Here is a 25,034-nt window from a genome sequence, read left to right on the forward strand (position 1 = left end):
TCGGCTATTTGAACAATCGCCCGGGCCGGGAGCCGTTGTCCTTCACAAGCCGTCACTACCGGTGTCGCCGCCGTCACCTTCGCCGTCGCCGGTATTGCCACCGCCGGTGCTGGCAGCGTGGCTACTGCCACCAGTCCAGGATGTCCTCCCGGTTCCCGTTGGCATCGGCTTGACCTTTGGTGCCCCCGGAATTGTCGGTGTGACGGTCTTCGGTTTCGACACGGGCACGCGCACCACTTTTATCTTCGTGATGACCTTCGGGGCCTTGCACGCCATGACCACGGGGATGGTGCGCGCGGGGTGCGCGGAAAGACCGAGAATGCCCATCGAATAGACGTCTTGCCGCTCCATGCCGGCTTTGAGGAAAGCCAGGGCGCGGGCCGGGTCGGCGGGCACGCCGTTGCGGCCTTCCGTGAAGATCACGGCAAGCTCTTTCATGGCGTCGACATGCCCCATCGCCGCTGCCTGGAGCAGCAGGTCGAGGCCCTTGCCGGTGTCGCGCTCGACGCCGAGGCCATTGAACAAAGCGCGTCCCCAGGCGGCCAGGGCGTAGGGGTCTCCGTTGTCCGACGCCTTCGAATAGAGGTCGTTCGCCTTCGATGTATCGACAGCCGCCCCTGTTCCGGACGAGGCGATGGAGCCGAGCGCGAACAGGGCGCGGATATGTCCCTTGTCCGCGGCTTCCTGGATCGCTTGCCTGGCCTCGTCGATCCTGCCCGCCGCCAGCAGCGCCCGCCCCAGCTCGTAACGGAAGCGCGCAATGTCGGGGTATGACCTCACCGCCGCCTCGCAGGTCTCGAGAGCCCCGCCGCCGATCTCATTCGGCAACCGTCCCGGGACGACGCCCTGCAGGTCGAGCGGCTCGCCAGCGGCCTGGTCGCAAGGGTCGACGCCCGGCGACAGTTTCATCGTCGCCCGCTTCGCGGCGTTGCCGACGCGGATATCGAAGCCGACTTCGACGGGAGCGGCCGAGCCGATCTGCGGCTCGTAGCGCAGATTGTCGACCTCGGCGGCCATCAGGCTCGATTGCGGCGACAGGACGCGACCGGGCAAGGACAGCGTTCCGGTCGCCGGGTAGCTCGCAAGCTTGAGGCTGATCGAGGCATCCTTGGCCGGAAGATCCAGTTTCAGCGGAACCGGGCCGACGCCGACCGGGACGCGGATATCGCGACTTCCAATCGCCTCGGCGACATCGCCAACCTGGATTCCGCGCTCCGCCACCTGCTCGTTCTGCTGCGCGTCGGGAGGCGGTGGCGCTGGTTGCTCCGCCCCGCGCATCAGCACGACATCGTCGATCAGCGAGGAGCTCTCCCACGGAACCTGCTTGCCGTTGGTGGCCTTGACCACGTCGCGGCGCACGGCCGCCATGACCGAGCGTATCTCCTGGTCCGGCGCCAGCGCGCGGCGGGAGAAGGACGACGAGAACGGGCTGAGATCGCCGGAACCGTCATAGGCGACCGCCCCCGGCTCGGTTGCATAGGCAATCAGCGTGTTCTGCGAACCTGTTACCTGCGCAAGTCCGCTGTCGCCGGCGACGATCAACTGGTCGCGCAGCCAATAGTCCTTGCGCGGGAAGGGATTGTTGCGGCAGGCGTCGAGGATGATCATCTGGATCTTCGATCTCGAGCGCAGTTGCCGCAATATGTCGTCGACCTTGATGGCCTGGACCTCCATGTCGGCCGCGTCTTTCAGCGACGCATCGACCGGAATCAGGAAATTCTCGCCGCCGATCTGAAAGCCGTGTCCCGAATAGTAGACGACCGCGAGATCGGCGCCGTCGGCTGCCGCCAGATAGTTGCGGAACCGCTCTTCGAACTGAAGCCTGGTCAGGTCCTTGGCGGCGAACACCTCGAAGCCGGCCAGCCGGAACGTATTGGAGACGTCGTCCGCGTCCTTGTCGGGATTCTTGAGCGCCGGGATTTCGCGATACTCGGAATTGCCGATGACGAGGGCAACCCTTCGATCGGCGTGCGCTTCGAATGTCGTGAGGCCCACGAGGAACAGGGCTACAAGGAGCGCGCAGCATCGCAGCATGGCAAATCCCCCTTATGTTATGATCTGGAGGCGTCAAAAAAGCCGATTGCGGCGCAGCGGTCTGTTAAAGAGCTCACAATCAATATGCGTCATCGAGGAAAAATCGCCTCGACGGCGAATATATTCTTATTTAATAAATTTCTTATCTTTGATTTTTTAATTACATTAATTTCAGGCCGCTTCCGCCAAAAATTCCGGATTCTGCTTCACAAGGGCCAGCTTCAGCTTTTCCATGGCGCGGGCCTCGATCTGGCGGACGCGTTCCTTGGAGATGCCGAGCTGTTCGCCGAGCGCTTCCAGCGTGGCGCCGTCGTCGCTCAGCCTGCGCTCCTCAATGATGCGAAGCTCGCGGGCGTTGAGCGCGCCGAGCGCGCTCTTCAGCCAGACAGCCCGGCGCTGGATGTCGATCCGGTCGCCGACGATCTCGTCGGGGAGCGGGTCTTCGGAGACCAGGAAATCCATCCGCTCGGCGGCGCCGTTCTCGTCGGCCAAAGGCGCGTTGAGCGAGCTGTCGGGCGAGGACAGTCGTGAATCCATCATCGCCACGTCGGCTTCCGGAACGCCGAGCGCGGCCGAGACCTCGCGATAGAGCGTGGCATTGGAGAGCGGCTCGGCGCCGTTGGCGAGGCGGGCGCGCAGACGCCGCAGGTTGAAGAACAGCGCCTTCTGCGCCGAACTCGTGCCGCCGCGCACGATCGACCAGTTGCGCAGGATGTAATCCTGCATGGAGGCGCGGATCCACCAGGTGGCATAGGTCGAGAAGCGCACTTCGCGCGCGGGCTCGAAACGGGCGGCAGCCTCGAGCAGGCCGACATGACCCTCCTGGATAAGGTCGCCGAGCGGCAGGCCGTAGTGGCGGAATTTCGAGGCCATCGAGATGACCAGGCGCATATGGGCGACGGTGATCCTATGCAACGCGTGCTGGTCGTTCTCTTCCTTCCAGCGCAAAGCGAGGACATGCTCCTCGTCGCGCTCGAGATAAGGAGCCTTCATTGCCGCCCGGACCAGCGTCCGTCCTGCCGCGTCCTCGATCATGCCGGCTCCTTTTGGTGGTGAGTGGGCTTACAGCGGTTGAAAAGAGGCCGCCGCGCCCTACAACAGCCATGCAACGTGTCAGGCGCATCGATGGTTCCGCCGTCCGAGGGGGCAAATATTGCCAGCGGGAACGTTTTGTTATCGGCCCGAAAGAGTCGCTTGGCGGTTATCAGGCAAATTTGAGAAACAGATTTCTGGAAGAGGCGATTTTTGAAATCTGGTTCCTTATTTCGCAGCCTTCTATCTGTCAGTTTCCGGCTCTCACAATCGCGCCGGGCACCGGTCAAAACGGGATCACAGAAAAATGAAATGGCTCAAATCGCTCCTTGTCGCCGGAACGTTGCAGGTTCTGGCGGTCACGGCCGGGCATGCCGGCGCCAATCTCGACCAGATCAAGCAGGCGGGCGTCATCAAGGTCGGCACCGAAGGCACCTACGCGCCCTTCACCTATCATGACGAATCCAACGCCCTGGTCGGCTTCGATGTCGAGATCGCCAAGGCCATCGCCGACAAGCTCGGCGTCAAGGTCGAGTTCCTCGAAGGCAAGTGGGACGGGCTGATCGCCGGCCTCGACGCCAACCGCTACGACGCCGTCATCAACGAGGTCGGCATCACCGATGCGCGCAAGGCCAAGTACGACTTCTCCGATCCCTACATCGCCTCGAAGGCGGTGCTGATCGTGCGCGGCGACAACACCGACATCAAGACCTTCGCCGACCTCAAGGGCAAGAAGTCGGCGCAGTCGCTGACCTCCAACTTCGGCAAGCTCGCCGAGTCCAATGGCGCCGAGCTCGTCGGCACTGACGGTTTCGACCAGTCGATCCAGCTTCTGCTCACCGGCCGCGCCGACGCCACCATCAACGACAGCCTGTCCTTCCTCGACTTCAAGAAGCACAAGCCGGACGCCAATGTGAAGATCGCCGCGCAGGAAGAGAATGCCGACTATTCCGGCGTTATCGTGCGCAAGGGCGATCCGGAACTGGTCGCGGCCATCAACAAGGCGCTGGCCGACATCAAGGCCGACGGCACCTACCAGAAGATCGCCGACAAATATTTCGGCCAGGACGTTTCGAAGTAAGGCAATCGTCCTCTGTTCGGAAACCGGCGGGCCGTCAAAGACGGCCCGTTATTCTTTGCACGATATTCATGCGCCGCCGTCTTTGACGGCCCGTCGGCTTTTGCATGATAGTCAGTCCATACGGAGGAACGCGCCGCCGTATCTGGAAGGGAGAAGCGCTCCGTGCCGCACTGGCTGCAATTGATGCTGGAATCGTTGCCGACGCTGTTGTGGGCGGCGCTGATTTTCACCGTGCCGCTGACGCTCCTGTCCTTCGCGCTCGGGCTCATCGCCGGACTGGCGACCGCGCTGATCCGGCTGTTCGGTCCAAAGCCGCTGGTTGCGCTGGTTCGCTTCTATGTCTGGATCTTTCGCGGCACGCCGCTGCTCGTTCAGTTGTTCCTGATCTTCTACGGCCTGCCGTCGGTCGGCATCCTGCTCGATGCCTTTCCCGCCGCGCTTATCGGCTTCACGCTCAACATTGGCGCCTATACGTCGGAGATCATCCGCGCCGTCATCGGCTCGGTGCCGAAAGGCCAATGGGAGGCATCCTACTCGATCGGCATGACCTGGAGCCAGGCGATGCGGCGCACGATCCTGCCGCAAGCCGGCCGCGTCGCGGTGCCGCCGCTTTCCAACACCTTCATCTCGCTGGTCAAGGATACCTCGCTGGCGGCGGCGATCACGGTGCCCGAGATGTTCCAGGCGGCGCAGCGCATCGTCGCCACCACCTATGAGCCGCTGATCCTCTATGTCGAGGCGGCGGCGCTCTATCTCGCGTTGAGCTCGGTGCTGTCGGCGCTGCAGGCGCGGCTGGAGGTGCGGCTCAACCGCTATGGCGGGTTCCTGGAGGCCAACGCATGATCGGCCTCACCGACATCGAAAAGCGCTTCGGCGACAATCTGGTGCTGAAAGGCGTCACCGTCAGCCTGGACGAGGGCAGCGTGACGGCGCTGGTCGGCCCTTCGGGCGGCGGCAAAAGCACGCTCTTACGCTGCATCAACCTGTTGGAGATCCCGACGTCCGGCGCTTTGCGCATCGGCGAGGAGGGGCTGGAATTCCATCCGGGCATCAAGGTGCCGGCCAAGGACATCCAGCGCATTCGCCTGCAGACCGGCATGGTGTTCCAGAATTTCCAGCTCTTCCCGCATCGCACCGCGATCGAGAATGTCATGGAAGGGCTGGTGACGGTGCTGAAATGGCCGGAGCCAAGGGCGCGCGAGCGGGCCATGGCGCTGCTCGAAAAGGTAGGCATGGCGCACAAGGCCGATGCCTGGCCGGCGACGCTGTCCGGCGGCCAGCAGCAGCGTGTGGCGATCGCCCGGGCGCTGGCGCCGTCGCCGCGCGTGCTGCTTTGCGACGAGCCGACCTCGGCGCTCGATCCGGAACTGGCGCAGGAAGTGGTCGACGTGCTTGGGCAGCTTGCCCGCGAAGGCACAACCATGGTGATGGCGACGCACGATCTGAGGCTCGCCTCCAAGATCGCGCAGGAGGTCGTCTTTCTCGATGCCGGCTCGATCGTCGAGAAAGGCCCGGCCTCGGTCGTGTTCGACAATCCGGAGCGTGAGCGGACCAAGCGGTTTATCGCTTCGCTGCGGCAGGAAGAAGCGCAGAAGGAGTCTGGCGGCTGAGTCCTTTACCTCCCCTTTTGTGGGGAGACCGGACCGAAGGTCCGGGTAAAGAGCGGGGGCCGCCGCTTCTTCAAGGCTTTGTTTTCATGCATGTCGTTATCGCAAAACCGCTGCACACTTTGCGCGACATGCATTAAAGCAGGTCGCGTGAAAAAGGATTCACGCGACCTGCTTTAAGTTTGGATTTTAAGCATGTCTTTGTCCCGAAACCGGGTCCACTTTCGGGAGACATGCTTTAAGCCCAAACAAAAAACCCGACGCGAGGCCGGGTTCTTCGTAGTTCGATGAGCGAAAAAGCTCAGGCAGCTTCTTCCTGTTCGGATTCTTCGTTGTCGGCCTTGGCGCCGCGCTTCGGGCCCTTGTTGAGGTTGACCTCGATGAGGCGAACCGCCTCGGTCTCCGACATGCGGTTCACCGCGGCGATCTCGCGGGCCATACGGTCGAGCGCGGCTTCATAGAGCTGACGCTCGGAATAGGATTGCTCCGGCTGGTTGTCGGCGCGGTAAAGGTCGCGCACCACTTCCGAGATCGAGATCAGGTCGCCGGAATTGATCTTGGCATCATATTCCTGGGCGCGGCGCGACCACATGGTGCGCTTGATGCGGGCGCGGCCCTGCACGACCTTCAGCGCGCGGTCGACATAGTCCTCTTCCGACAGCTTGCGCATCCCGATCGAGGTCGCCTTGGCGACCGGTACCTTGAGCCGCATCTTGTCCTTCTGGAAATCGATGACGAACAGTTCCAGCTTGTGACCCGCAACTTCCTGCTCGTCGATCGCCACGATCTGGCCGACGCCATGCGCCGGATAGACGATGAACTCGCCGGTCTTGAACCCGTGGCGGGCCGCGTTGGACTTCTTCTGCGGGGTGATCGTTGCCATTACGCCCTGAACTCCTTAAGTTGTGCAGCCGGCATCATGCCGGCTCGAACCGATGGGGTCGGCGATAGCCGACCATTAGCCGCGCAACAGGATGAACCACCGGAAAAGCAGGGACCGGCATACCGCACGAATGCGACCGCCTGCCCAGATCGCTCTGGTCCGGATCTAAAAGCTCACCTTTCAGTGATTTGGGGCGTTAGCGCCATAAATCGACGTTGTGTCACCGGCATGTTTCGTTGATGTAACACAAAAAGTCGGAAGAATCAAGGTTTTGCTGCGTTCGCTAACGCCAAACGGGGTCGCTGCCTGTCAAGACAGCAACTGTATCGGTCGCGTTACGTCGCGTCATGCCGGCGTCGCCGGCGCCAGCATCAATCGCCTTCACCGGGCTCCGGCGAGAAATATTTCTCGAACTTCCCGGCCTCGCCATCGAAGGTTTTGGCGTCCGCGGGCGGCTCTTTCTTGGCGGTGATATTGGGCCACTTCTCGGCGTATTCGGAATTGACCTGCAACCATTTGTCGAGGCCGCCCTCGGTGTCCGGCTTGATCGCGTCGGCAGGACATTCGGGCTCGCACACGCCGCAGTCAATGCACTCGTCGGGATGGATGACGAGCATGTTCTCGCCCTCGTAGAAACAGTCGACCGGACAGACCTCGATGCAGTCCATGTATTTGCATTTGATGCAATTGTCGGTCACGACATAGGTCATTGCAGGCTCCGGAACGTCCCGATTTGCTCGGCTTTTTCAGGTTGAGGTAACGCCTTTGCCGGCTGCTTGCAAGGGCAGCGCATTCGGGCACTGCCGGCCTCGGGGAATAGAATTCCAGCGGTCTCGCCGCTGGCGGTCCGGCTGGCCCAATTCAATCATCGCCGAGCAGGCGGTCGGTCTGCCGCCGCTCGCGTTTGGTCGGGCGCCCGCTGCCGGCCTCGCGCAAGCCTGGAATGGCATCCGGAACCGTCTCGCCCTTGGGTGTCGGCGCCGGCGACATGTCCTCGTAAAGCAGCCGCGCCTCGTCGGCCGGACCGCGTCGCGTGCCGCAATTCAGCACCTTCCAGACCAGGATACGGCCCTCGAGCGTGATGGTGAGAACGTCGCCGGGCTTGACCAGATCGGAGGCCTGCGCTGCTTTGTCGCGATTGATGCGGACGCGCCCGGCGACGACGACTTTCGCCGCTAGGGACCGCGATTTCACCGCGCGCGAAAAGAACAGCCATTTGTCGATGCGCTGGCGGCCCTCTCCAACCATCGGGGCTAGCTTTGTTGGAGCGTGATCTTATCCGAAAACCGGTTCCCACTTTTCGCTGGCGCGGTCCTTCGGTTCGGGATCATGCTCTAGCCTATTTCTTCAGCTGGTCGCGCAAGGCGGCGAGCTTGGCGAAGGGCGAATCCGGATCGAAGCGCTGCGGGCGCTCCTCGCGCGGCTTGCCCTGGAAGGCCGGCTTGCCGCCCTGGGCGTTGCCCTTGCCGTCCTGCCTGTTGCCCTTCCATTCGGGCCGGCCCTCGCGGCGGCCCCCCTCGTGGCGATCTGGCCGCTCGCCTTGCGGCCTGCCTTCGCGCCGTTCGCCACCTTCGCGCCTGTCGCCGGTTTCCGGCCGTGGCTTGAACTTCGAGCGGTCGAAGCGCGGCTTGCCGGCGCCGTCGCGCTGCTCGCGGCGGCCTTCCTGGGCGGGGCGATCGCCGGGCTGGCCGGCAGCGGCGCCAGGCTGGCCATCGCGCGCGGGCTGGCCGCCACGCGGACGATTGTCGCGACGGTTGTCGTGGCGATGGCGCGGACGCTGATGGTCGAAGCGCGCCTGGCGCCACAGAAGGACAGGCTTCGGCTCTTCAGTCTCGGCCGCGGTTTCGCCGGTGGCGGCTTCCGTCGTCATTTCGGTCGATGCGGGGGTCTCGCTCTCGGCCGGGGTTTCGGTCTGCAAGGACTCGGCCTGAGCCGAGGGCAAGCCTTCCTCCGTCACGGCCTCGCCGGCCGGCTCATCGCTTTGCGCCGCCGGTTCGCTTGCCGCCGCGGTTTCCGTGGCTTCCGCGGCCAGTGTCTCTCGTCCGCTTGTTTCGTCGACAGGCTCCGCCGCGCTCTCGGCCGGGGTCTCCGCGGCATGGGTTTCGGTGCTGTCCGTCTCCGGGCTCTCGCCGGACGTTGCCAAGGTGGTGGCCTCGGGGGCGGGCGCCTCCGTCGTCTGCGCGGCGCGAGCGGCCTCTTCCGCGGCGAGCTTGGCCGCGGCCGCTTCACGGGCGGCGTCGTCCTGCGCGTCGAGCTTCGCTTTCACCTCGGCGGCCGGCTTCGCCTCGGAGCGATAGCCGAGACCCTTGAGGATCTCCTCCATGTCGTCGGCGGTGGCGCCGAGGATCGACATCATCGGCGGCGTCACCATGAAGGCGTGGCCGTCATAGGCGCCGTCCGGACGCTGGCCGAGGCCAGGCTTCCAGTTGGTCGCCGGGCGGATGAGGTCGGCGAGCCTTTCCAGGATGTCGACGCGCACGGCGCGGCGGCCGAGATTGCGGTAGCCGGCGAGCTTGTAGAAGGTCTTGTCGAAGGCCGGGTCGATGACCACGGAGGTGCGGCCGGAGGCCAGCGCATGCACCACGTCGCCGAAGCCCGGCTTGTCCTTGCCGTCATTCTTCAGCGCCCAGAGCAAAGTCACCAGGCCGGCCGGCGCCGGCTTGATCAGCGCCGGCACGAAGACATGGTAGGCGCCGAAGCGCACGCCGAGGCGGCGAAGTGCCGCGCGGCCTTCCTGGTCGAGAGACTTCATCTCCTCCGCGATGTCGCGGCGATTGATCAGGCCGAAATGCTCGACCAGCTGGAAGGCGATGCCGCGCGCGATGCCGGTGAGCTGGTCGGCATTCTTCAAGTCGACCAGCGGCTTCAAAAGCGACTCGATTTGGAAATTGACGAAACGCTCGGCGCGCGCCGTGACCTTGTCGCGGGCAGGCCCGGTCAACTGCTCGTCGGCAAGCAGGACCAGGCGCGGCTTCAACGCCTCGTCGCCGGCGACCAGTGTGCCGATCGGCGCGCCGATCCAGCGCAGGACGCCGTCCGAGCCCAAAGCCAGGTCGCCATTGGCGCAAGCGGCAAAGCGTTCGGCGCGCGCCTCGAACTCGGCGGCGAGCGCCTTCTGGGCGGCGGTGCGCACCGCCTTGGCGTCCTCGCCGCCGGCGCTCTGGTCGGCGGTGAAGCGGAACCCCTGCAACTCGCCGACATGATGGCCTTCGACGAGGACCGTTCCGGTAGGGCTGATTTCGGCTTCAGGCATGGTATTTTCTCTAAGGCGCCGCATGAGGACGGAAGTCCTGCGGTCTACGAAGCGTTTCGTCAACCGCTCATGCAGCGCATCCGACAATCTGTCTTCGATTTCGCGCGTCTTTTCCTGCCAGTGTAGCTGATCGGCCAGCCAGCCGGGGCGGTTGGAGACGAAAGTCCAGGTGCGGATCTGCGCGATCCGGTGCGAGAGCGTGTCGATATCGCCGTCCGTCGTGTCGGCGCGCCGCACCTGCTCGGCCATGTAATTCTCATCGACATGGCCGTGACGCGCAAGGTCCATATAGATCGAGGCGACGAGGTCGGCATGATGGGCCGGCGCGATCTTGCGGTAGTCCGGCAGGGCGCAGGCTTCCCACAGCAGCGCCACGCGCTCCTTGCCGGTGGCCAAAGCGCGGATGTCGCCATCGCGCGACAGATGCTCCAGCGCCTGCGCGTCCACGGCCGGCAGCGCGCGGGTCAGCCCTTCGACCGGCGCATTGGCCTCGATAGAGCGTTTCAGCGCATCGAGGCTGGAAAAGTCGAAATCGGCGGTGCGCCACTGCAGCACCTTCACCGGGTCGAAGTCATGTCCCTCAATCTTGGCGACCAGATCCTCGTCGAACGGATCGACCTGGCCGGTGACGCCGAACGTGCCGTCGCGCAGGTGTCGGCCGGCACGACCGGCGATCTGGCCAAGCTCGGCGGCGGTCAGGTTACGGTATTGGTAACCGTCGAATTTGCGGTTCTGGGCGAAGGCGACATGGTCGAGGTCGAGGTTCAGTCCCATGCCGATGGCGTCGGTGGCGATGAGATAGTCGACATCGCCGGACTGGAAAATCTCCACCTGCGCGTTGCGGGTGCGCGGCGAGAGCGCGCCGAGGACGACGGCCGCGCCGCCCTGCTGGCGGCGGATCAGCTCGGCGATGGCGTAGACCTCGTCGGCGGAGAAAGCGACAATAGCGGTGCGCCGCGGCAGCCGGGTGAGCTTCTTCGAGCCGGCATAGGCAAGGTGCGAAAGCCGCGGTCGCGTCACCACGGATACGCCCTTAAGCAGTTTCTGCAGGATGCCGTGCATGGTGGCGGCGCCGAGAAGCAGCGTCTCCTGGCGGCCGCGCAGATGCAGGATGCGGTCGGTGAAGATATGGCCGCGTTCGAGATCGCCGGCGAGCTGCACTTCGTCGATGGCGACGAAGGCGGCGTCGGTTTCGCGCGGCATCGCCTCGACGGTGCAGACCGAATATTTCGCCCCGGCAGGCACGATCTTCTCCTCGCCGGTGATCAGCGCCACCTTGTGGGCGCCGACCTTCTCGCAGACCCGGGCATAGACTTCGCGGGCGAGCAGCCTGAGCGGCAGGCCGATGACGCCGGTCTCATGCGCGACCATGCGCTCGATGGCGAGATGGGTCTTGCCGGTGTTGGTGGGCCCCAGCACGGCCGTCACGTCGCGGCCCGAAAGGATCAGCGGCTGGGAGTGTTTCGGCTGGATGTTCATCGGCTCGGAAATAAGGTTTCTGCCGCTTGTAGTCTGAAGCACGGCGGTGCCGCCGCGTGTGACAGGCGACACATAGGGACTTCGGGCGCGAAGCGAAAGCGGAATGTTCCTTTGGGGACAGGCAGAGCGGGCCGGGGTGGGCAAAATCGGTCGTTGTTAACGGCTGGAACGAGTCTGGAACGAATCAGCGACGAATCGCTGACTCGTTCTGATTCAGGTTTTGTTCACGGCTATATGTGGTTCTTTTGACGGTGAGTCTCACCACATGCTGAATCGCTGAATTGGCCCAATTCCTGCGTGGCCCCGTCGGGCCGAGACCGTCGTTAACTTTTGCCGGGCAACGGTCGCGGTCGACTTGAGCCTTGTCCTCAAGGTTATGAAATTGTTGATTTTTCTTAATCGCCTTTAACGGATTCGGTGACGTTTGCGCCGTCCGCCGTTAACTTTCCGGCCAAAGCCAGAACGAATCGGCGACGAATCAGCGATCCGGTTATTTTCCCGGTTTGTTCACCCCTAGATATGGTGTTATCCACAGCTTACCCACCGAGAATTCACAGCTTGTGGCTGAGTTGCGCACAAAGGGGGCTGCTGCCGTTAACCTTTGCGTGCCGAATTGAGGCAAGGTGTCGCGCCGAGCTTGTCGACGGGGCAAAAGGCGGCTCCGACGTCGGGGCCGCCTCAGCGCAAAAAGGGTATCAGGCGAAGTTGGGGATCAGGCGAAGTACTGGCCGCCATTGGCGGTGATGGTCGAGCCGGTGATGAAGCCGGCCTCGTCGGACGCCAGGAAGACGACGCAGCGCGCGATCTCTTCCGGCTCGCCGAGGCGGCCAACCGGGATCTGCGGGATGATGCGCTCGTTGAGCACCTTTTCGTCGATCGCCTTGACCATTTCGGTCGCGATATAGCCGGGGCAGATGACGTTGACGGTGATGCCCGCGCGAGCGCCTTCTTGGGCAAGAGCCTTACTGAAGCCGATATCGCCGGCCTTGGCGGCCGAGTAGTTGACCTGGCCGGCCTGGCCCTTCTGGCCGTTGATGGAGGAAATGGTGATGACGCGGCCGAACTTGCGGTCGCGCATGCCGCTCCACAGAGGATGCGTCATGTTGAAGACGCCGGAGAGGTTGGTGTCGATGACTTCCTTCCACTGCGCGGGCGTCATCTTGTGAAACATGGCGTCGCGGGTGATGCCGGCATTGTTGACCAGCACCCCGACCGGGCCGAGATCGGCTTCGATCTGCTTGATGCCCGCGGCGCAGGCCTCGTAGTCGGCGACGGACCATTTGTAGACCGGGATCCCGGTCTCGGCCTTGAATTTCTGCGCCGCCTCGTCATTGCCGGCATAGTTCGCCGCGACGGAATAGCCGGCGTTCTTCAAGGCGACCGATATCGCAGCACCAATGCCGCGCGATCCGCCCGTGACGATTGCTACCTTGCTCATGTGGTCCTCCCTTTAAAATCGTCTGAGCTAGTAGAGAGTAGCGAATAGCGAGTAGGGTCCGATGTCCCGCCGCGCGACGCTTCTTCATCCCTATTCGCTACTCCCTATTCGCTACTGGCTGAGCTCACAGCGCTTCCACGCACATCGCCACGCCCATGCCGCCGCCGATGCACAGCGTGGCGAGGCCCTTCCTGGCGCCGCGGCGGCGCATCTCGTGGACCAGCGTGTTGAAGACGCGGGCGCCCGAAGCGCCGATCGGATGGCCGATGGCGATGGCACCGCCATTGACGTTGACGATCGATGGATCCCAGCCCATGCCCTTGTTGACGGCGCAGGCCTGCGCGGCGAACGCCTCGTTGGCCTCGACGAGATCGAGGTCCTTGACCGACCAGCCGGCCTTCTCCAGCGCCCGCTTCGAGGCAGGGATCGGCCCCGTGCCCATGATCGCCGGATCGACGCCGGCGGTCGCCCAGGAGGCGATGCGCACCAGCGGGGTGATGCCGCGCCTTGCAGCCTCGGCCTCGGTCATCAATAGCGCGCCGGCGGCGCCGTCATTGATGCCGGAGGCGTTGGCGGCGGTGACCGTGCCGTCCTTGTCGAAAGCGGGCTTCAGCTTGGTCATGGCGTCGAGCGTCGCGCCATGGCGGATGTACTCGTCCTGGTCGACTGTTGTGTCGCCCTTCTTGCCCTTGATGGTGAAGGCGACGATCTCATCCTTGAACCTGCCGGCCTTCTGCGCGGCCTCGGCCTTGTTCTGCGAGGCCAAGGCGAACTCGTCCTGGGTTTCGCGGGTGATCTGGAACTGGCGGGCGACGTTCTCGGCGGTGTTGCCCATATGATAGCCGTTGAAGGCATCCCAAAGGCCGTCCTTGATCATGGTGTCGATCATCTTGTAGTCGCCCATCTTGACGCCGGCGCGCAGGTGCTCGGCGTGCGGCGACATCGACATCGATTCCTGGCCGCCCGCGACGATCACCTTGGCGTCGCCGGTGGCGATCTGCTGCATGCCGAGCGCGATGGCGCGCAGGCCCGAGCCGCAAACCTGGTTGAGGCCCCAGGCGGTGGTCTCCTTCGGCAGGCCGGCATTGATCGAGGCCTGGCGAGCCGGGTTCTGCCCTTGCGCGGCGGTCAGCACCTGGCCGAGGATGACCTCGTCGACTTCCGCCGCCTCGACATTCGCCCGCGCCAGCAGTTCCCTGATGACGACGGCGCCGAGCTCATGCGCGGGCGTTGCGGCGAAACTGCCGTTGAAGGAGCCGACCGCGGTGCGGGCGGCGCTGGCGACGACGATGGAATTGGAAGCGGACATTTTCTTCTCCAGACTTCGAGGTGTCGTATTTTCGAGATCGCTTTAGGACTTTCTTGCCCGTTCGAAACCCTGAGTCAAACCGGAAATGGGCATGACCGCCATGCGCGGCAAGCAGAGCGCGCGCCAGTCGCGGTAACGTGACGTTGGCCATGCGGCGTATTTTGCAATGGCTGTGCAGCATTAATTGATGCCGCAGTGCACAAACCGCTTGGAATTGTGACGCTTTTGCGCGTATCTTGGTTAAAGGGCGCAATCGTTACCGGCCGCTTACTCCTAGAGGTGCCGGTGTCCTGGGGAGGATACGGATGGCCGCAAAAGACGACCCGATCGTCATCAAGAAGTATGCCAATCGCCGGCTCTACAATACCGGCACAAGCACCTATGTGACGCTCGAGGACTTGGCCGAGATGGTCAAGAAGGGCGAGGAGTTCACGGTCCAGGATGCAAAGACCGGCGATGACATCACCCACCCGGTGCTGACGCAGATCATCTTCGAGCTGGAGAACAAGGAAGGGCAGAACATGCTGCCGATCCCGTTCCTGCGCCAGCTCATCTCCTTTTACGGCGATCAGATGCAGATGATCGTGCCGAGCTTCCTCGAACAGTCGATGATCGCCTTCTCCAAGGAGCAGGAGCGGTTTCGCGAGCAGCTCAAGGGCGCCTTCGGCAAGACGCCGATCGACATGATGAAGACGCCGATGAAGGCGCTCGAGGAACAGACGCGACGCAATGTCGAGATGTTCCAGAATGCCATGCGCATGTTCACGCCGTTCCCGCCCGCCGGCGGCAATTCGGCAGCACCGGCCGAGCCGCCGAAGAAGGAAGAAAAGGGCGACGATCTGCAGGAATTGAAGGCGCAGATTGCGGCCATGCAGCGCAAGCTGGACACGATGTCCTGACGGGTGGTGGCTGTCGTTGATGGTCGTCACTGCGCCTGAGATTAGCCGAACCGACCCATCCCTTCGTCATCCTCGGACAGGTTTTGACCGAGACCGACACTTACTTACGGTGGAAATTTGAGGCCGAACAGTTCCAGTGTCGCTTATGGTGCCGATTTGAAGAAGACCGAGGCCGCCGAAAGGCGGCTTTTGGCGTTTCGCGACGGATTAGGCTGTCGAGGCTGCGGACGAGAAGCGCTCCAGCTCCTGCACCGCCTGACCGGCCTTCAACCGCATCGAACGGTTGAAGGCCGGTTCAAGGGCCGCCCCAAAGTCCCACCCTCGAAACTCCCGGCCCGCCCGAGCAACAAAGCTCCAAGACGCGCGTCCTCACCGATTGTTGGCCGTCTACCCTCCTGAATTCGATTCGGATAGGTGACCTCTTCACCCGTCACCGGATCACGTCCGGGCTAATATTTGGCCGACAAATCGACGCGCCTCGTCTTCAATGGCCATAACGGTGCCCGACCGGCGCGTGGATGCAAAATCGAGCCCGGCAAAATAGATTCCGGGAATCGGGGCAACGCCGTCTTCGTGAACCGGCTGGCCTCGCTTGTCGAGAACACCGGGTACATCGATCCAACTGAAATCGCCCTGGAAGCCGGTGCACCAGACAATCGCTGAAATGTTCCGCTCTACGAGATCGAGCGACAGAATGGGGCGCTGGGGTAAGCGCGGAGCGACTGCCTCCGCCTCCTCCTCAACGGGTGCGGGGGCATCGAGACCGCTGCGTTCGATAAACTCATCGATACGTTTTTTGAATTGCGCGGAAATCTCGTCGCCGAACCGAATATTCCCAACAAGGTCGTCGGCGAAGACAGGCTGGCCGTTCTCCACTCCGAGAAATCGTCCGAGCAGTATGACGCCTTGGGCGCTGAGAGATTGCAGACTTATCGTGTGCAAAGCGCCAATCAGGGGCCTGCCGGCAACGCGACCGGAGGGATCGACGAAATCCTTGCGCGGCGCATCGATCAACCCGGTCTTCACCATCCATACGACAATGTCGCGCCCGCGATAGCATCGCGGCAGGCGGCCAATATGGCCTGTCGCAAGATAGGTCTCCCTGCCTGCCAGAATCAAATCTTCGGCGATTTGACTGCCAGACTGCGCACTGCCGATGACAAGGATAGCTCCGGCGGGAAGGTCGTCGGCATTACGGTAGTCAGAGGCATCGAGCTGTACTGGGCCATCCGTCAACGCGGAGGCGGAAACTGGTCGACGCGGACGGTTCAAGCTGCCGCTGGCGACAACCACGTTTTTCGCCCGCCACGTCTGCTCCGGCGTCACAATGTGAAAGAGCCCGTCACTTGATTTCAGTTTTGTGACCGAGATGCCGTTACGAACCGGGAGTTGGTAGCGCCGCGCATAGTCTTCAAGGAGAGTCGCAAACTCTATATGCGTCATAAACCCTTCTGGGTCCGGGCCATCGTAACGATCGCCCGGCATCACGCTGTACATGTTGGGAAGATTGAAGTGGAAAGAGTCCCAACGCTGGGTCCGCCAGGTTTCGCCGATTCGCCCGCGTTCAAGGACGCAATGCCGGATATCGGATTGGGCAAGCATATAACTGACGCCGAGGCCGGCCCATCCAGCGCCCACAACCACGGCATCCAGAACGCCCATTTCGTTCATGGCCGCCCCCAATGGCCATCGTTCATCTCGTCACCATCCTTCCGGCAGCCCTCGCACGCGTTGGGCGCGCGGCAACCGACCGCGGCCAGCCCGCGATGCGTGGCGACCTGTCTCCTGCTTGGACGAGCTTGCCCCGACGCCTTGCACTCGAATACTCCACAAAGTGTAGTATCTTGCGTTGATACGCTGACAGAAGGAGCGGGCCATTGAGAAGTTACGGGCAGTTCTGTCCCATTTCCAAAGCCGCCGAGATATTCTGCGAGCGCTGGACGCCATTGATCCTGCGCGACCTCGGTAAGGGCGTTTCGCGCTTCTCTGAACTTCAACGCGGTGTTGCGCGGGCGTCTCCGACCCTCCTTTCCAAGCGCCTCAAACAACTGGAGGCGGAGGGACTTGTTGAGCGGCGCCTACCGGAATTAGGGCGCGGTTGGACTTACCACCTCACGGCGCCAGGCCAAGATCTGATGCCGCTGGTGCACGCGCTCGGCGTCTGGGGTCAACGGTGGTCTCGCCGAGAGCTAATGGATCATGAACTCGATGCTGGTCTGCTTCTCTGGGCAATTGAAAGGGGGGCGCATCCGGATGCCTTCGGAGCACGGCGTTCGGTCGTGAAGCTTACGTTCCGCGAGTGACCGGCTCGCTGGCGGCACTACTGGTTTGTCGGCGAGAATGGCGCGACGCAGCTTTGCATCACTGATCCTGCGTTTGATGTCGATCTCTACCTAACCACGACCTTGCGCGACATGATCTACGTCTGGCGCGGTGATCTTCCACTTCACGCCGCGCTCAGCCAAAGCAGGATCGAAGCGATCGGCAGCGCCCGAGCAAGATCGGCCCTGCCACGTTGGCTTGCCAGGTCCAAGTTTGCCGACGTGAAGTCCGAGCGAGTAGAGAGGCGTGTTGCAAGGGGTCCCAAGGCGGCCTAAGCAGCATCGCGTTGGCGGGCCAAGGCGTTTTGCACTTTGCCGATGCGATGATCTCGGGCAAAGCCTCCAATATGGCGATGCCGCCCTGCCATTGCCTGTTCCGGTTCTATGTCTCGGAGGGCAGGCTCTCCTGCCAGCGCTATCAACACTCGGCCGATATCTTCCTCGGCGTGCCGTTCAACATCGCTTCCTATGCCTTGCTCACCATGATGGTGGCGCAGGTGACCGGGCTGAAGCCCGGCGATTTCGTCCACACGCTCGGCGATGCGCATCTTTATTCGAGCATTTCGAGCAGGCGCGCGAGCAGATGCGGCGCACGCCCCCAAGGCCTTGCCGACGATATGGATTAATCCGGAGGTGAAAGACCTCTTCGCCTTCCGCTTCGAGGATTTCCGGCTCGCGGATGCGAGCATCAAGGCGCCGATCGCCGTCTAGAGTCCCCGATAGCGCGGCAGCCACACGCTCCGCCCCAGGATGACGACCTCAAACGCGTTCCGGCTGATCTCCAAGATCATCATCCCGCGCCAATTGGTCCGTCATAGCGGGCGCGGGGCCTGATCAGCCTGTTGCTTGTCACCTGCTCGACGGCATGCGCGGTCCAGCCGACGCTGCGGCCGAGCGCGAACAGGCGGAACGGGGCGTCGGCCGGCAGGCGCAGGCCGCGCGTCATCGCGGCCAGCGCGAAATCGATGTTCGGATGCAGCCCGGTCGCGGCAAGAACCGCCTTGCGCAGTTGCAACAGGCCGTCATCGATCCTGAAATCGGAAAACAGCCCCTCGGCGCGCGGATCGCCTTCGGGGTAGAGCGGGTGGCCGAAGCCCGGCAGCGGCCGGTCGTGGGCGAGCCAGCGGGCGATCGCCTCGTCAGGACCCAGCCGCTCGGCGTCCTCGACCAGCGCGATCGCCGCCGCGCCCGCGCCGCCATGGCGCGGGCCGCTCAGCGTCGCGAGACCGGCGAGCAGGCAGGCGGCGACCGGCGCGCCGGTGGAGGCCGCGACGCGGGCGGCGAAGGTCGAGGCGTTGAGCTCGTGATCGGCGAGCAGCACCAGCGCCTTGCGGACGAGTTTTGCCCCTGCGGCGTCCACCGACCAGCCCTGCGCCAACCTGTCATGCACCGGCTCCGAGCCCGGCGTCGCGCCGAGCGCGGTGGCCAGCGCGCTGGTGGCGGCGGCGCCGTCCTGCTGCAGCATGGCCGGCCTGCGGCCGAGCGAAGGCCAGCCTTCGGCAGCCAGCGCCGATAGCCTGGCAAATGCCGTTGGCGTGCCGCTTTGCCGGGCAGCCGAGGGGGTCAGCGAAGCGAACGACACCGGACGGTCGGAAGCCCACACGAGTTCGGCGGTCTCCTCGAGCGTCGCCGTCGCCGAAAGCTCCACCGCGTCCCTGCCGCGATAGACGAGGCGGCCATGCAGCACCGTCGAGATGGAGGTGGCGATCGCCGGCTCGCCCCAGGCGATGGCGCTCTCGGCGATCGCCCGCGGGCTCCTTCCGCGGTCGCGGCGCGTGGCGAGCGCAGCGATGTCGTCGGCGCGGTACTGGCTGCGGCGCGGGTCGGTGTCGTCCGGCTTCATGCCGATGCGGCCGCGGCTGACATAGGCATAAAGCGTCTGCGGCCGGACGTTCAGCCGCTCCAACGCTTGCTCCCGCGACAGCCATTCCGTCATTTGCCGCCTTACATTGATTATCTTGATCAAGATTGATGCATTGATTGCGCAGCATTAATTGCAATGCACAAAAGGTCAAGGAGACGATCATGGCGAATGGGCTCGATGATGTTGTGGCGGCCGACACGGTGCTTTCCGACGTCGACGGTGTAGGCGGGCACCTCACCATCCGCGGCCATTCGCTGATGGAACTCGCCGGCCATTGGCGCTACGCGCAGGTGGTCCGGCTGTTGTTCGACGGCTTCTTCGACGACCTTCCCAGCGATGCCGAGCTGGCGAAGGCGATCGGCAAGGCGCGGGTGGAAGTATTTGATCGTGTGAAACCGATGCTTGCGCAGCTGGCGCCGCTCGATGTCTATAGCGGCATGCGGGCCGGCATGGCCGTCCTGTCGGACGGTGACGGGCTTGCCGACGCGCTGCGGCTGATCGCGGCACCGGCGGTGCTCACGCCGGCGCTGCTGCGCCTTGGCCGGGGCGAGACGCCGATCGCTCCCGACGAAAATGCCGATCATGCCGGCGATATGCTGCGGATGCTTGCCGGCACCGCCTCGCCGGCGCTTGCCGGGGCGCTAGACAGCTATCTGGTGACGGTCTGCGACCACGGCCTCAATGCATCGACCTTCGCGACCCGCGTGGTGGCTTCTACCCAGGCCGGCCTGACCTCGGCGGTCCTGGCCGGGCTCGGCGCGCTGAAAGGGCCGCTGCATGGCGGCGCGCCCGGGCCGGTGATTGAGATGCTGGATGCCATCGAGGCGAGCGGCGGCGCCACGGCATGGCTGCGCAACGAGATCGCGCATGGCCGGCGCATCATGGGTTTCGGCCATCGCATTTATCGTGTGCGCGATCCGCGCGCCGACGCGCTGAAGGCCGTCGTGCGGCAGCTCTGTTCCCGCAACGAGACCGGCAGCCGGCTGGCCTTCGCCGAGACGGTGGAGCAGGCGGCGCTCGAAGTGCTCAGGATCGCCAAGCCGCAACGCTCGATCCAGACCAATGTCGAGTTCTACACCGCGCTTCTCCTGGAAGCGGTAGGCTTCCCGGAAGAGGCATTCTCCAACGTCTTTGCCGCCGGCCGCGTTGCCGGCTGGATCGCCCACGCCCGCGAACAGCAGGCGACCGGACGGCTCATTAGGCCGCAGTCGCGCTATGTCGGGCCGGTGCCGGATCTCGTCGCCTGAGGGTAGTTCCTCGCCCCACTTCGTCTGCGGCATGCACACATTTCCAAGCGGCTGGCCTTTGGCGATAGCGTGTATTGCAGCTTGGCGCATGCATTGGCTAATGTAGCGCTGATCGACCCCCACTTCGTCTCGGCTTCGCCGAGCCACCTCTCCCCCGATCGACGGGGTAGAGGAAAGGCGCCAAGCTTTTTGCCGTCAATGCTCGTCCAGCAACGCTCCCTTCCTTTCCCTCCGGAGGGGGGAAAGGTGGCGCTGCGAAGCAGCGACGGATTGGGGGAACCACGTGGCAATCAAGCCTCAGGTCTGATCAGTCACGCCAGTCACAGCATGCTGTAGCCCACTTCGTGGGGCGAGGAAAATCCATGATCACGCTTGTGTGTTCGTGTTCTTGCCTTGGTCCGCCCTTATATGCTGCACTGCAACATAGGCTGACTGCACCGGCTCCGTCCAAATGACGCAGCGGTAGGCCGGCGCATCGAGACAAGGAACGCCATGGCGAAGAACGGCAAGGCGGAGGAAAAGAAGAAGATCAACATTGCCCTCCAGGGCGGCGGCTCGCACGGCGCCTTTTCCTGGGGCGTGCTCGACCGGCTGCTGGAGGATGGGCGGCTGGAGATCGCGGCGGTGTCCGGCACCAGCGCCGGCGCCATGAACGCGGTGGCGCTGGCCGACGGGTTTGTCCGGGGCGGCGTGGAAGGCGCGCGAAAAAAGCTCGACGATTTCTGGCGGGCGGTGGCCTCGAAGGGCCGTTTCAGCCCGGTGCAGCGCATGCCCTGGGACGTGGTCTGGGGCAACTGGTCGATCGAGAACACACCCGGCTATGTCTTCTTCGACACGATGTCGCGGGTGTTCTCGCCCTATGTCGCCAATCCGCTCGGCCTCAACCCGCTGCGCGACGTGGTCGAGAAGGAGATCGACTTCGACAACGTGCGCGCCTGCAAGTCGATGGAACTGTTCATCTCGGCGACCAATGTCGAAACCGGGCAACTGCGCGTCTTCTCCGACGGCGAGATCGACCTCGACACGGTGATGGCCTCGGCCTGCCTGCCGCAGCTGTTCCAGGCGGTCGAGATCAAGGGCGTGCCCTATTGGGATGGCGGCTATGGCGGCAATCCGGCGCTCTATCCGTTCTTCAAGACGGCGGCGACCGAGGACGTGCTCCTGGTGCAGATCAATCCTGTGGTGCGCGAAGGCACGCCGAAGAGCGCCAACGAGATCCAGAACCGCATCGACGAGATCACCTTCAACGCCGGGCTGCTGCGCGAATTCCGCTCGATCGCCTTCGTCAAGGAACTGATCGCGGCCGGGCGCCTGCCGCATGGCGAATATCGCGACATCCGCATGCACCGCATCGATGCCGACGAGGCCTTCAAGGACCTGTCCGCCTCGTCCAAGGTCAATGCCGAATGGGCTTTCATCGCCTATCTGCGCGACCTCGGCCGCAGCGCCGCCAGCGACTGGCTGGAAGAAAATTACGACGCCGTCGGCCAGCGGGCCACGCTTGATCTATCGGGCGAGCTCGACGATGGGTTCAAGCCGCTGCGCGGCCCGGCGCCTGGCCGTCGCGTCAAGGAATTCCTCGCCGCGCGCATCAAGCCGGAATCCGCGCGGCGCCGCGCCTGATTGCCCAGGTCGTGAGCTGGTAAAGCCGAGATTGGTTGGATTGCGGCCCGTTCCTTCGAACGGAAGAGAAAGGCCGCTTTCCCGCCGCGCTATTTTAGAGGCAAAAAGAGTTCAGTCACGATCTCGGGCACCGACATCTCCGGAAGAATGGACAGCCGCCGCTGGCAATAGATCGGGAAGTCGCGTGCTTCCTCGCCGCTGGCCGGAAGCCAGTCGCGATAAAGATAAAGCGCGGCCGGCTCCAGATTGTTGGTGTTGCCGGGGTAGCGCAGCACGGCGCAGCGTCCGCCGGGGATCACGCCAGCCTTCATCTGCTCGTCGCCCGCGTCGATCGGCCGGTCGGTGCCGACACAAATGTCCATGCTGTAATCGGCCGCGACAGCGGGACATCTTTCGGACCGGAAGACGTTGAAGGTCGGGCTCGTTTCGGGCGACAGGCCGGCTGCCTTGCGCCAGGCGATGAACCGCTGGATGGTGTCGCCGAGCGTCGCCCGGTCCCCGCGATGTTTCATGATCGCCACCGGGGTGGGCGGCACGTCGCGGATCATCACGTCTTCCGGTGTAAAGATTATCTGCATGAGCTTTCTCCTCGCGTTGTCGAGCGGCCCGAAGGCCATCAGCCACGAACCCCAGTCGGGAGATCTCCGGAACGACGACGGCGATTGCCCGCACCGTTGCCGGAAGGCGCGGGCGAAGGCATCCGGTGCGTCGTAACCGGCATCCATCGCTATATCGGTGACGCTTTCGGCATCCGCGCAGCCCAGCCGGCATGAAGCGCGCTTCATGCGGGCGAGCTGGACATAGCGATGCACGGACAGCCCGAAGGTCGCCGTGAACTGCCGGTGGAAATGATATTTCGAGTAGGCCGCGACGCCGCTCAGCGCGTCCAGGTCCAGATCGTCGTCCAGATGCCGGTCTATGTGATCCAGCACCCTCCGCATCCGGGCATGGTGGTTTTGAACTGCCGCCTTCATCGTTCCATTCTCCGTGGCAGCATCAGCTAAGCCGCGCGGACATGAGGCGCTCGACCGATCTTGCGGTTCTGTCGCGAGCCGCCCACCGCCGCCAAGGACCGTTTGCACGCCAATTCATGCATGAACGGCGAAAAGGGCGGTTTGCGGACCGGTGGCTTTCCTATGTCGATGACGGGTGCCAAACGGGATATCCGGATCGCTTGGATCGGGGCAATGCTGGATTCGGTTGCTTGGCCGATGTAACTTACCTGAACGTAAACGGGAGGTAAGCGATGCTGCAGACCGGACGGAACGCTCTCGGGGTCAGGTTTGAAGCGCAGTGCAGGGCCTCCGAGAAGGAGCCGTTCCCGACGCTGGCGGCGCGCAAGGACCGGCTGAACCGCCTTCTGGCGCTCACCGAAAAGCATGAAGCCGAAATATGTGCTGCGATCGACAGCGATTTTTCGGCACGCTCGGCTGAGGAAACGCGGCTTGCCGAGCTGTTCGTCGTGCGCGCCGGCATCAGGCATGCGCTGTCGCATCTCGGCGCCTGGATGCGCGAGCGGCGCGTCGCCACCAGCCTGCCGTTCCTGCCGGGACGCAACCGCCTCTTGCCGCAACCGCTCGGCGTCGTCGGCATCGTCTCGCCCTGGAACTATCCGTTCCAGCTCGCCGTTGCGCCGGCGACCGCGGCACTCGCTGCCGGCAACCGCGTTATGATCAAGCCGTCGGAACTGACGCCGCAGTTTTCGGACCTGCTTGCCAGCCTGGTCGAAAAATATTTCGCCGCCGACGAGGTCAGCGTGATGGTCGGCGACGCGGAGGTCGGCAAGGCATTCGTGTCCCTGCCGTTCGATCACCTGCTGTTCACGGGCTCGACGGCCGTCGGCCGCCAGGTTGCGCTCGCCGCCGCCGCCAATCTGACGCCGGTGACGCTCGAGCTCGGCGGCAAGTCGCCGGCGATCTTCGATCCCTCCTGCGATCTCGACGCGGCGGTCGCCAGCGTCGCCTATGGCAAGCTGCTCAACGCCGGCCAGACCTGCATCGCGCCGGACTATCTGATGGTCCCGCAAGGCCAGGGCGCGGCGATCGCGGCCAAGTTCGCGGCGGCAATCGCAAAGCTCTATCCGCGCCTTGGCGACAATCGCGACTATACGGCGATCGTCAGCGAGCGGCATCACCGGCGGCTGGGCGACATGGTGGCCGAGGCGCGCGACAGTGGCGCCGACATCACCGAGATCAATCCTGGGAAAGAGAAGCTCGGCGTCACCGACCGCAAGATGGCGCCGGTGCTGGTGCGCAATGCCGGCGAGAATCTGCGGCTGATGCGCGAGGAGATCTTCGGGCCGGTGCTGCCGATCGTCGAATATGGCACGGTGGACGAGGCCATCGAGCATGTGAACCGGGGCGAGCGTCCGCTGGCGCTCTACTGGTTCGGCAGCGACAGCGCCAACCGCCAGAGGGTCATGCGGGAAACCGTGGCCGGCGGCGTCACGGTCAATGATTGCATGCTGCATCTGGTGCAGGAGCGGCAGCCCTTCGGCGGCGTCGGCGAGAGCGGCACCGGCGCCTATCACGGCGAATGGGGGTTTCGCACCTTCAGCAAGGAAAAACCGATCTTCATCCAGTCGAAGCTCAGCGCCGGTGGCCTGCTGCGCCCGCCCTATGGCAAGACCTTCGAGCGTCTCTTCCGGCTGCTGAACCTCATCACTTGACAACTTCAGCCGGGAAATGGCGGGGCGTGACTGCGCTCCAGCCGGGCGACTGTCGCTGCATGCGGAAGATTTTTCGCATCATGCTGACGGCTGCTGCCAGTAACCTTGGGGAAACCTGTCACCGCGCCTGCAAAAGCGGCAGCCGGCTGGCAGAAAAGCTTGCATTTGTCGAGGCACAGCGTTCCACGCCGCAACGTTCCCGCAACTTTTCCGGCTATATTGCGCCGCAACTTTCAGGTAGAAGCGGCGCTTCGCCGTTCACGGCAAATTGAACTGGGCCCCGCGCGCACCCATAT

General features: G+C 63.7%; 21 protein-coding genes and 1 pseudogene. 11 read left to right on the top strand and 11 right to left on the bottom strand.

The genetic code is table 11. From position 1 onward, the window contains the following. Positions 1-42: 42 nt before the first annotated feature. Entirely contained in the window at positions 43-2,034 is a 1,992-nt protein-coding gene (locus tag FJW07_RS23660) for a caspase family protein (protein ID WP_140858959.1), read from the bottom strand. A 171-nt stretch (positions 2,035-2,205) separates the two neighbouring features. Beyond that, a complete protein-coding gene (locus FJW07_RS23665) occupies positions 2,206-3,069 on the bottom strand; it encodes an RNA polymerase factor sigma-32 (protein WP_140645832.1) in 864 nt (287 codons plus the stop codon). Between the two features lie 68 nt (positions 3,070-3,137). Between FJW07_RS23665 and FJW07_RS23670 the strand changes: the two genes are divergently transcribed. The 4 genes from FJW07_RS23670 (at position 3,138) to FJW07_RS23685 (ending at position 5,757) form a co-directional block, all read left to right on the top strand. Next, positions 3,138-3,377, top strand: a complete 240-nt coding sequence (locus FJW07_RS23670) for a hypothetical protein (protein ID WP_140858960.1) — start codon at positions 3,138-3,140, stop codon at positions 3,375-3,377. Next, positions 3,374-4,147, top strand: coding sequence for an amino acid ABC transporter substrate-binding protein (locus tag FJW07_RS23675; protein WP_140645831.1), 774 nt, complete (start codon positions 3,374-3,376; stop codon positions 4,145-4,147). The genes FJW07_RS23670 and FJW07_RS23675 overlap by 4 nt, the downstream gene beginning before the upstream one ends. A 162-nt stretch (positions 4,148-4,309) precedes the next feature. After that, positions 4,310-4,990 (top strand): ABC transporter permease subunit, encoded by a 681-nt coding sequence (locus tag FJW07_RS23680; RefSeq protein ID WP_140645830.1) that lies wholly within the window; start codon positions 4,310-4,312, stop codon positions 4,988-4,990. Next, a complete protein-coding gene (locus FJW07_RS23685; protein ID WP_140858961.1) occupies positions 4,987-5,757 on the top strand; it encodes an amino acid ABC transporter ATP-binding protein in 771 nt (256 codons plus the stop codon). Before FJW07_RS23680 ends, FJW07_RS23685 begins: the two co-directional genes overlap by 4 nt. A 298-nt stretch (positions 5,758-6,055) precedes the next feature. On the opposite strand, the gene FJW07_RS23690 is transcribed toward FJW07_RS23685, so the two are convergent. The 6 genes from FJW07_RS23690 to FJW07_RS23715 all read right to left on the bottom strand — a co-directional run bounded on the left by FJW07_RS23690 (position 6,056) and on the right by FJW07_RS23715 (position 14,116). After that, the gene (locus tag FJW07_RS23690; protein ID WP_140645828.1) at positions 6,056-6,637 is read right to left on the bottom strand and encodes a CarD family transcriptional regulator; all 582 of its coding nucleotides are present in this window, start codon (positions 6,635-6,637) and stop codon (positions 6,056-6,058) included. A 371-nt stretch (positions 6,638-7,008) separates the two neighbouring features. Beyond that, the gene (fdxA, locus tag FJW07_RS23695) at positions 7,009-7,347 is read right to left on the bottom strand and encodes a ferredoxin FdxA (protein ID WP_140645827.1); all 339 of its coding nucleotides are present in this window, start codon (positions 7,345-7,347) and stop codon (positions 7,009-7,011) included. A gap of 151 nt (positions 7,348-7,498) precedes the next feature. Then, positions 7,499-7,885 carry an RNA-binding S4 domain-containing protein gene (locus FJW07_RS23700; protein ID WP_140704592.1) on the bottom strand — a complete coding sequence of 129 codons (387 nt, stop codon included), beginning with the start codon at positions 7,883-7,885 and terminating at the stop codon, positions 7,499-7,501. 91 nt (positions 7,886-7,976) lie between these two features. Continuing rightward, positions 7,977-11,369, bottom strand: coding sequence for a helicase-related protein (locus tag FJW07_RS23705; protein ID WP_140859024.1), 3,393 nt, complete (start codon positions 11,367-11,369; stop codon positions 7,977-7,979). 712 nt (positions 11,370-12,081) lie between these two features. After that, a complete protein-coding gene (phbB, locus tag FJW07_RS23710; RefSeq protein WP_140858962.1) occupies positions 12,082-12,807 on the bottom strand; it encodes an acetoacetyl-CoA reductase in 726 nt (241 codons plus the stop codon). A gap of 124 nt (positions 12,808-12,931) precedes the next feature. Beyond that, a complete protein-coding gene (locus FJW07_RS23715; RefSeq protein WP_140645824.1) occupies positions 12,932-14,116 on the bottom strand; it encodes an acetyl-CoA C-acetyltransferase in 1,185 nt (394 codons plus the stop codon). A 305-nt stretch (positions 14,117-14,421) separates the two neighbouring features. Between FJW07_RS23715 and phaR the strand changes: the two genes are divergently transcribed. Further along, positions 14,422-15,015: a polyhydroxyalkanoate synthesis repressor PhaR gene (phaR, locus tag FJW07_RS23720; protein ID WP_140645823.1), complete on the top strand. Its 594-nt coding sequence runs from the start codon at positions 14,422-14,424 to the stop codon at positions 15,013-15,015. A 438-nt stretch (positions 15,016-15,453) separates the two neighbouring features. Here the strand turns inward: phaR and FJW07_RS23725 are convergent, their stop codons facing one another. Next, positions 15,454-16,686: an NAD(P)/FAD-dependent oxidoreductase gene (locus FJW07_RS23725; protein WP_140858963.1), complete on the bottom strand. Its 1,233-nt coding sequence runs from the start codon at positions 16,684-16,686 to the stop codon at positions 15,454-15,456. A gap of 206 nt (positions 16,687-16,892) precedes the next feature. Here FJW07_RS23725 and FJW07_RS23730 point away from each other — a divergent pair, with 206 nt between their 5' ends. Both FJW07_RS23730 and thyA read left to right on the top strand, forming a co-directional pair. Then, complete coding sequence (locus tag FJW07_RS23730) at positions 16,893-17,318, top strand: helix-turn-helix domain-containing protein (protein WP_140858964.1); 426 nt, start codon at positions 16,893-16,895, stop codon at positions 17,316-17,318. 365 nt (positions 17,319-17,683) lie between these two features. Further along, a pseudogene (gene thyA / locus FJW07_RS23735) lies at positions 17,684-18,047 on the top strand (thymidylate synthase); the annotation flags it as partial. A gap of 79 nt (positions 18,048-18,126) precedes the next feature. Here thyA and FJW07_RS23740 read toward each other — a convergent pair. Then, positions 18,127-19,272, bottom strand: a complete 1,146-nt coding sequence (locus tag FJW07_RS23740) for a citrate synthase (RefSeq protein WP_140858965.1) — start codon at positions 19,270-19,272, stop codon at positions 18,127-18,129. 89 nt (positions 19,273-19,361) lie between these two features. Between FJW07_RS23740 and FJW07_RS23745 the strand changes: the two genes are divergently transcribed. Further along, positions 19,362-20,447 carry a citrate synthase/methylcitrate synthase gene (locus tag FJW07_RS23745; RefSeq protein WP_140858966.1) on the top strand — a complete coding sequence of 362 codons (1,086 nt, stop codon included), beginning with the start codon at positions 19,362-19,364 and terminating at the stop codon, positions 20,445-20,447. Between the two features lie 492 nt (positions 20,448-20,939). Beyond that, positions 20,940-22,070 (top strand): patatin-like phospholipase family protein, encoded by a 1,131-nt coding sequence (locus tag FJW07_RS23750; RefSeq protein WP_140645818.1) that lies wholly within the window; start codon positions 20,940-20,942, stop codon positions 22,068-22,070. 89 nt (positions 22,071-22,159) lie between these two features. Here FJW07_RS23750 and FJW07_RS23755 read toward each other — a convergent pair whose 3' ends face one another. Beyond that, positions 22,160-23,044: an AraC family transcriptional regulator gene (locus tag FJW07_RS23755; RefSeq protein WP_140858968.1), complete on the bottom strand. Its 885-nt coding sequence runs from the start codon at positions 23,042-23,044 to the stop codon at positions 22,160-22,162. A 272-nt stretch (positions 23,045-23,316) separates the two neighbouring features. Here FJW07_RS23755 and FJW07_RS23760 point away from each other — a divergent pair, with 272 nt between their 5' ends. Both FJW07_RS23760 and FJW07_RS23765 read left to right on the top strand, forming a co-directional pair. After that, entirely contained in the window at positions 23,317-24,738 is a 1,422-nt protein-coding gene (locus tag FJW07_RS23760; RefSeq protein ID WP_140858973.1) for a coniferyl aldehyde dehydrogenase, read from the top strand. A 59-nt stretch (positions 24,739-24,797) separates the two neighbouring features. Next, on the top strand, positions 24,798-25,010 hold the full coding sequence (locus FJW07_RS23765) for a hypothetical protein (RefSeq protein WP_140704608.1): 213 nt from the start codon (positions 24,798-24,800) through the stop codon (positions 25,008-25,010). Positions 25,011-25,034 lie beyond the last annotated feature (24 nt).

This window comes from Mesorhizobium sp. B3-1-9, assembly GCF_006439595.1.
Classification (GTDB): domain Bacteria; phylum Pseudomonadota; class Alphaproteobacteria; order Rhizobiales; family Rhizobiaceae; genus Mesorhizobium.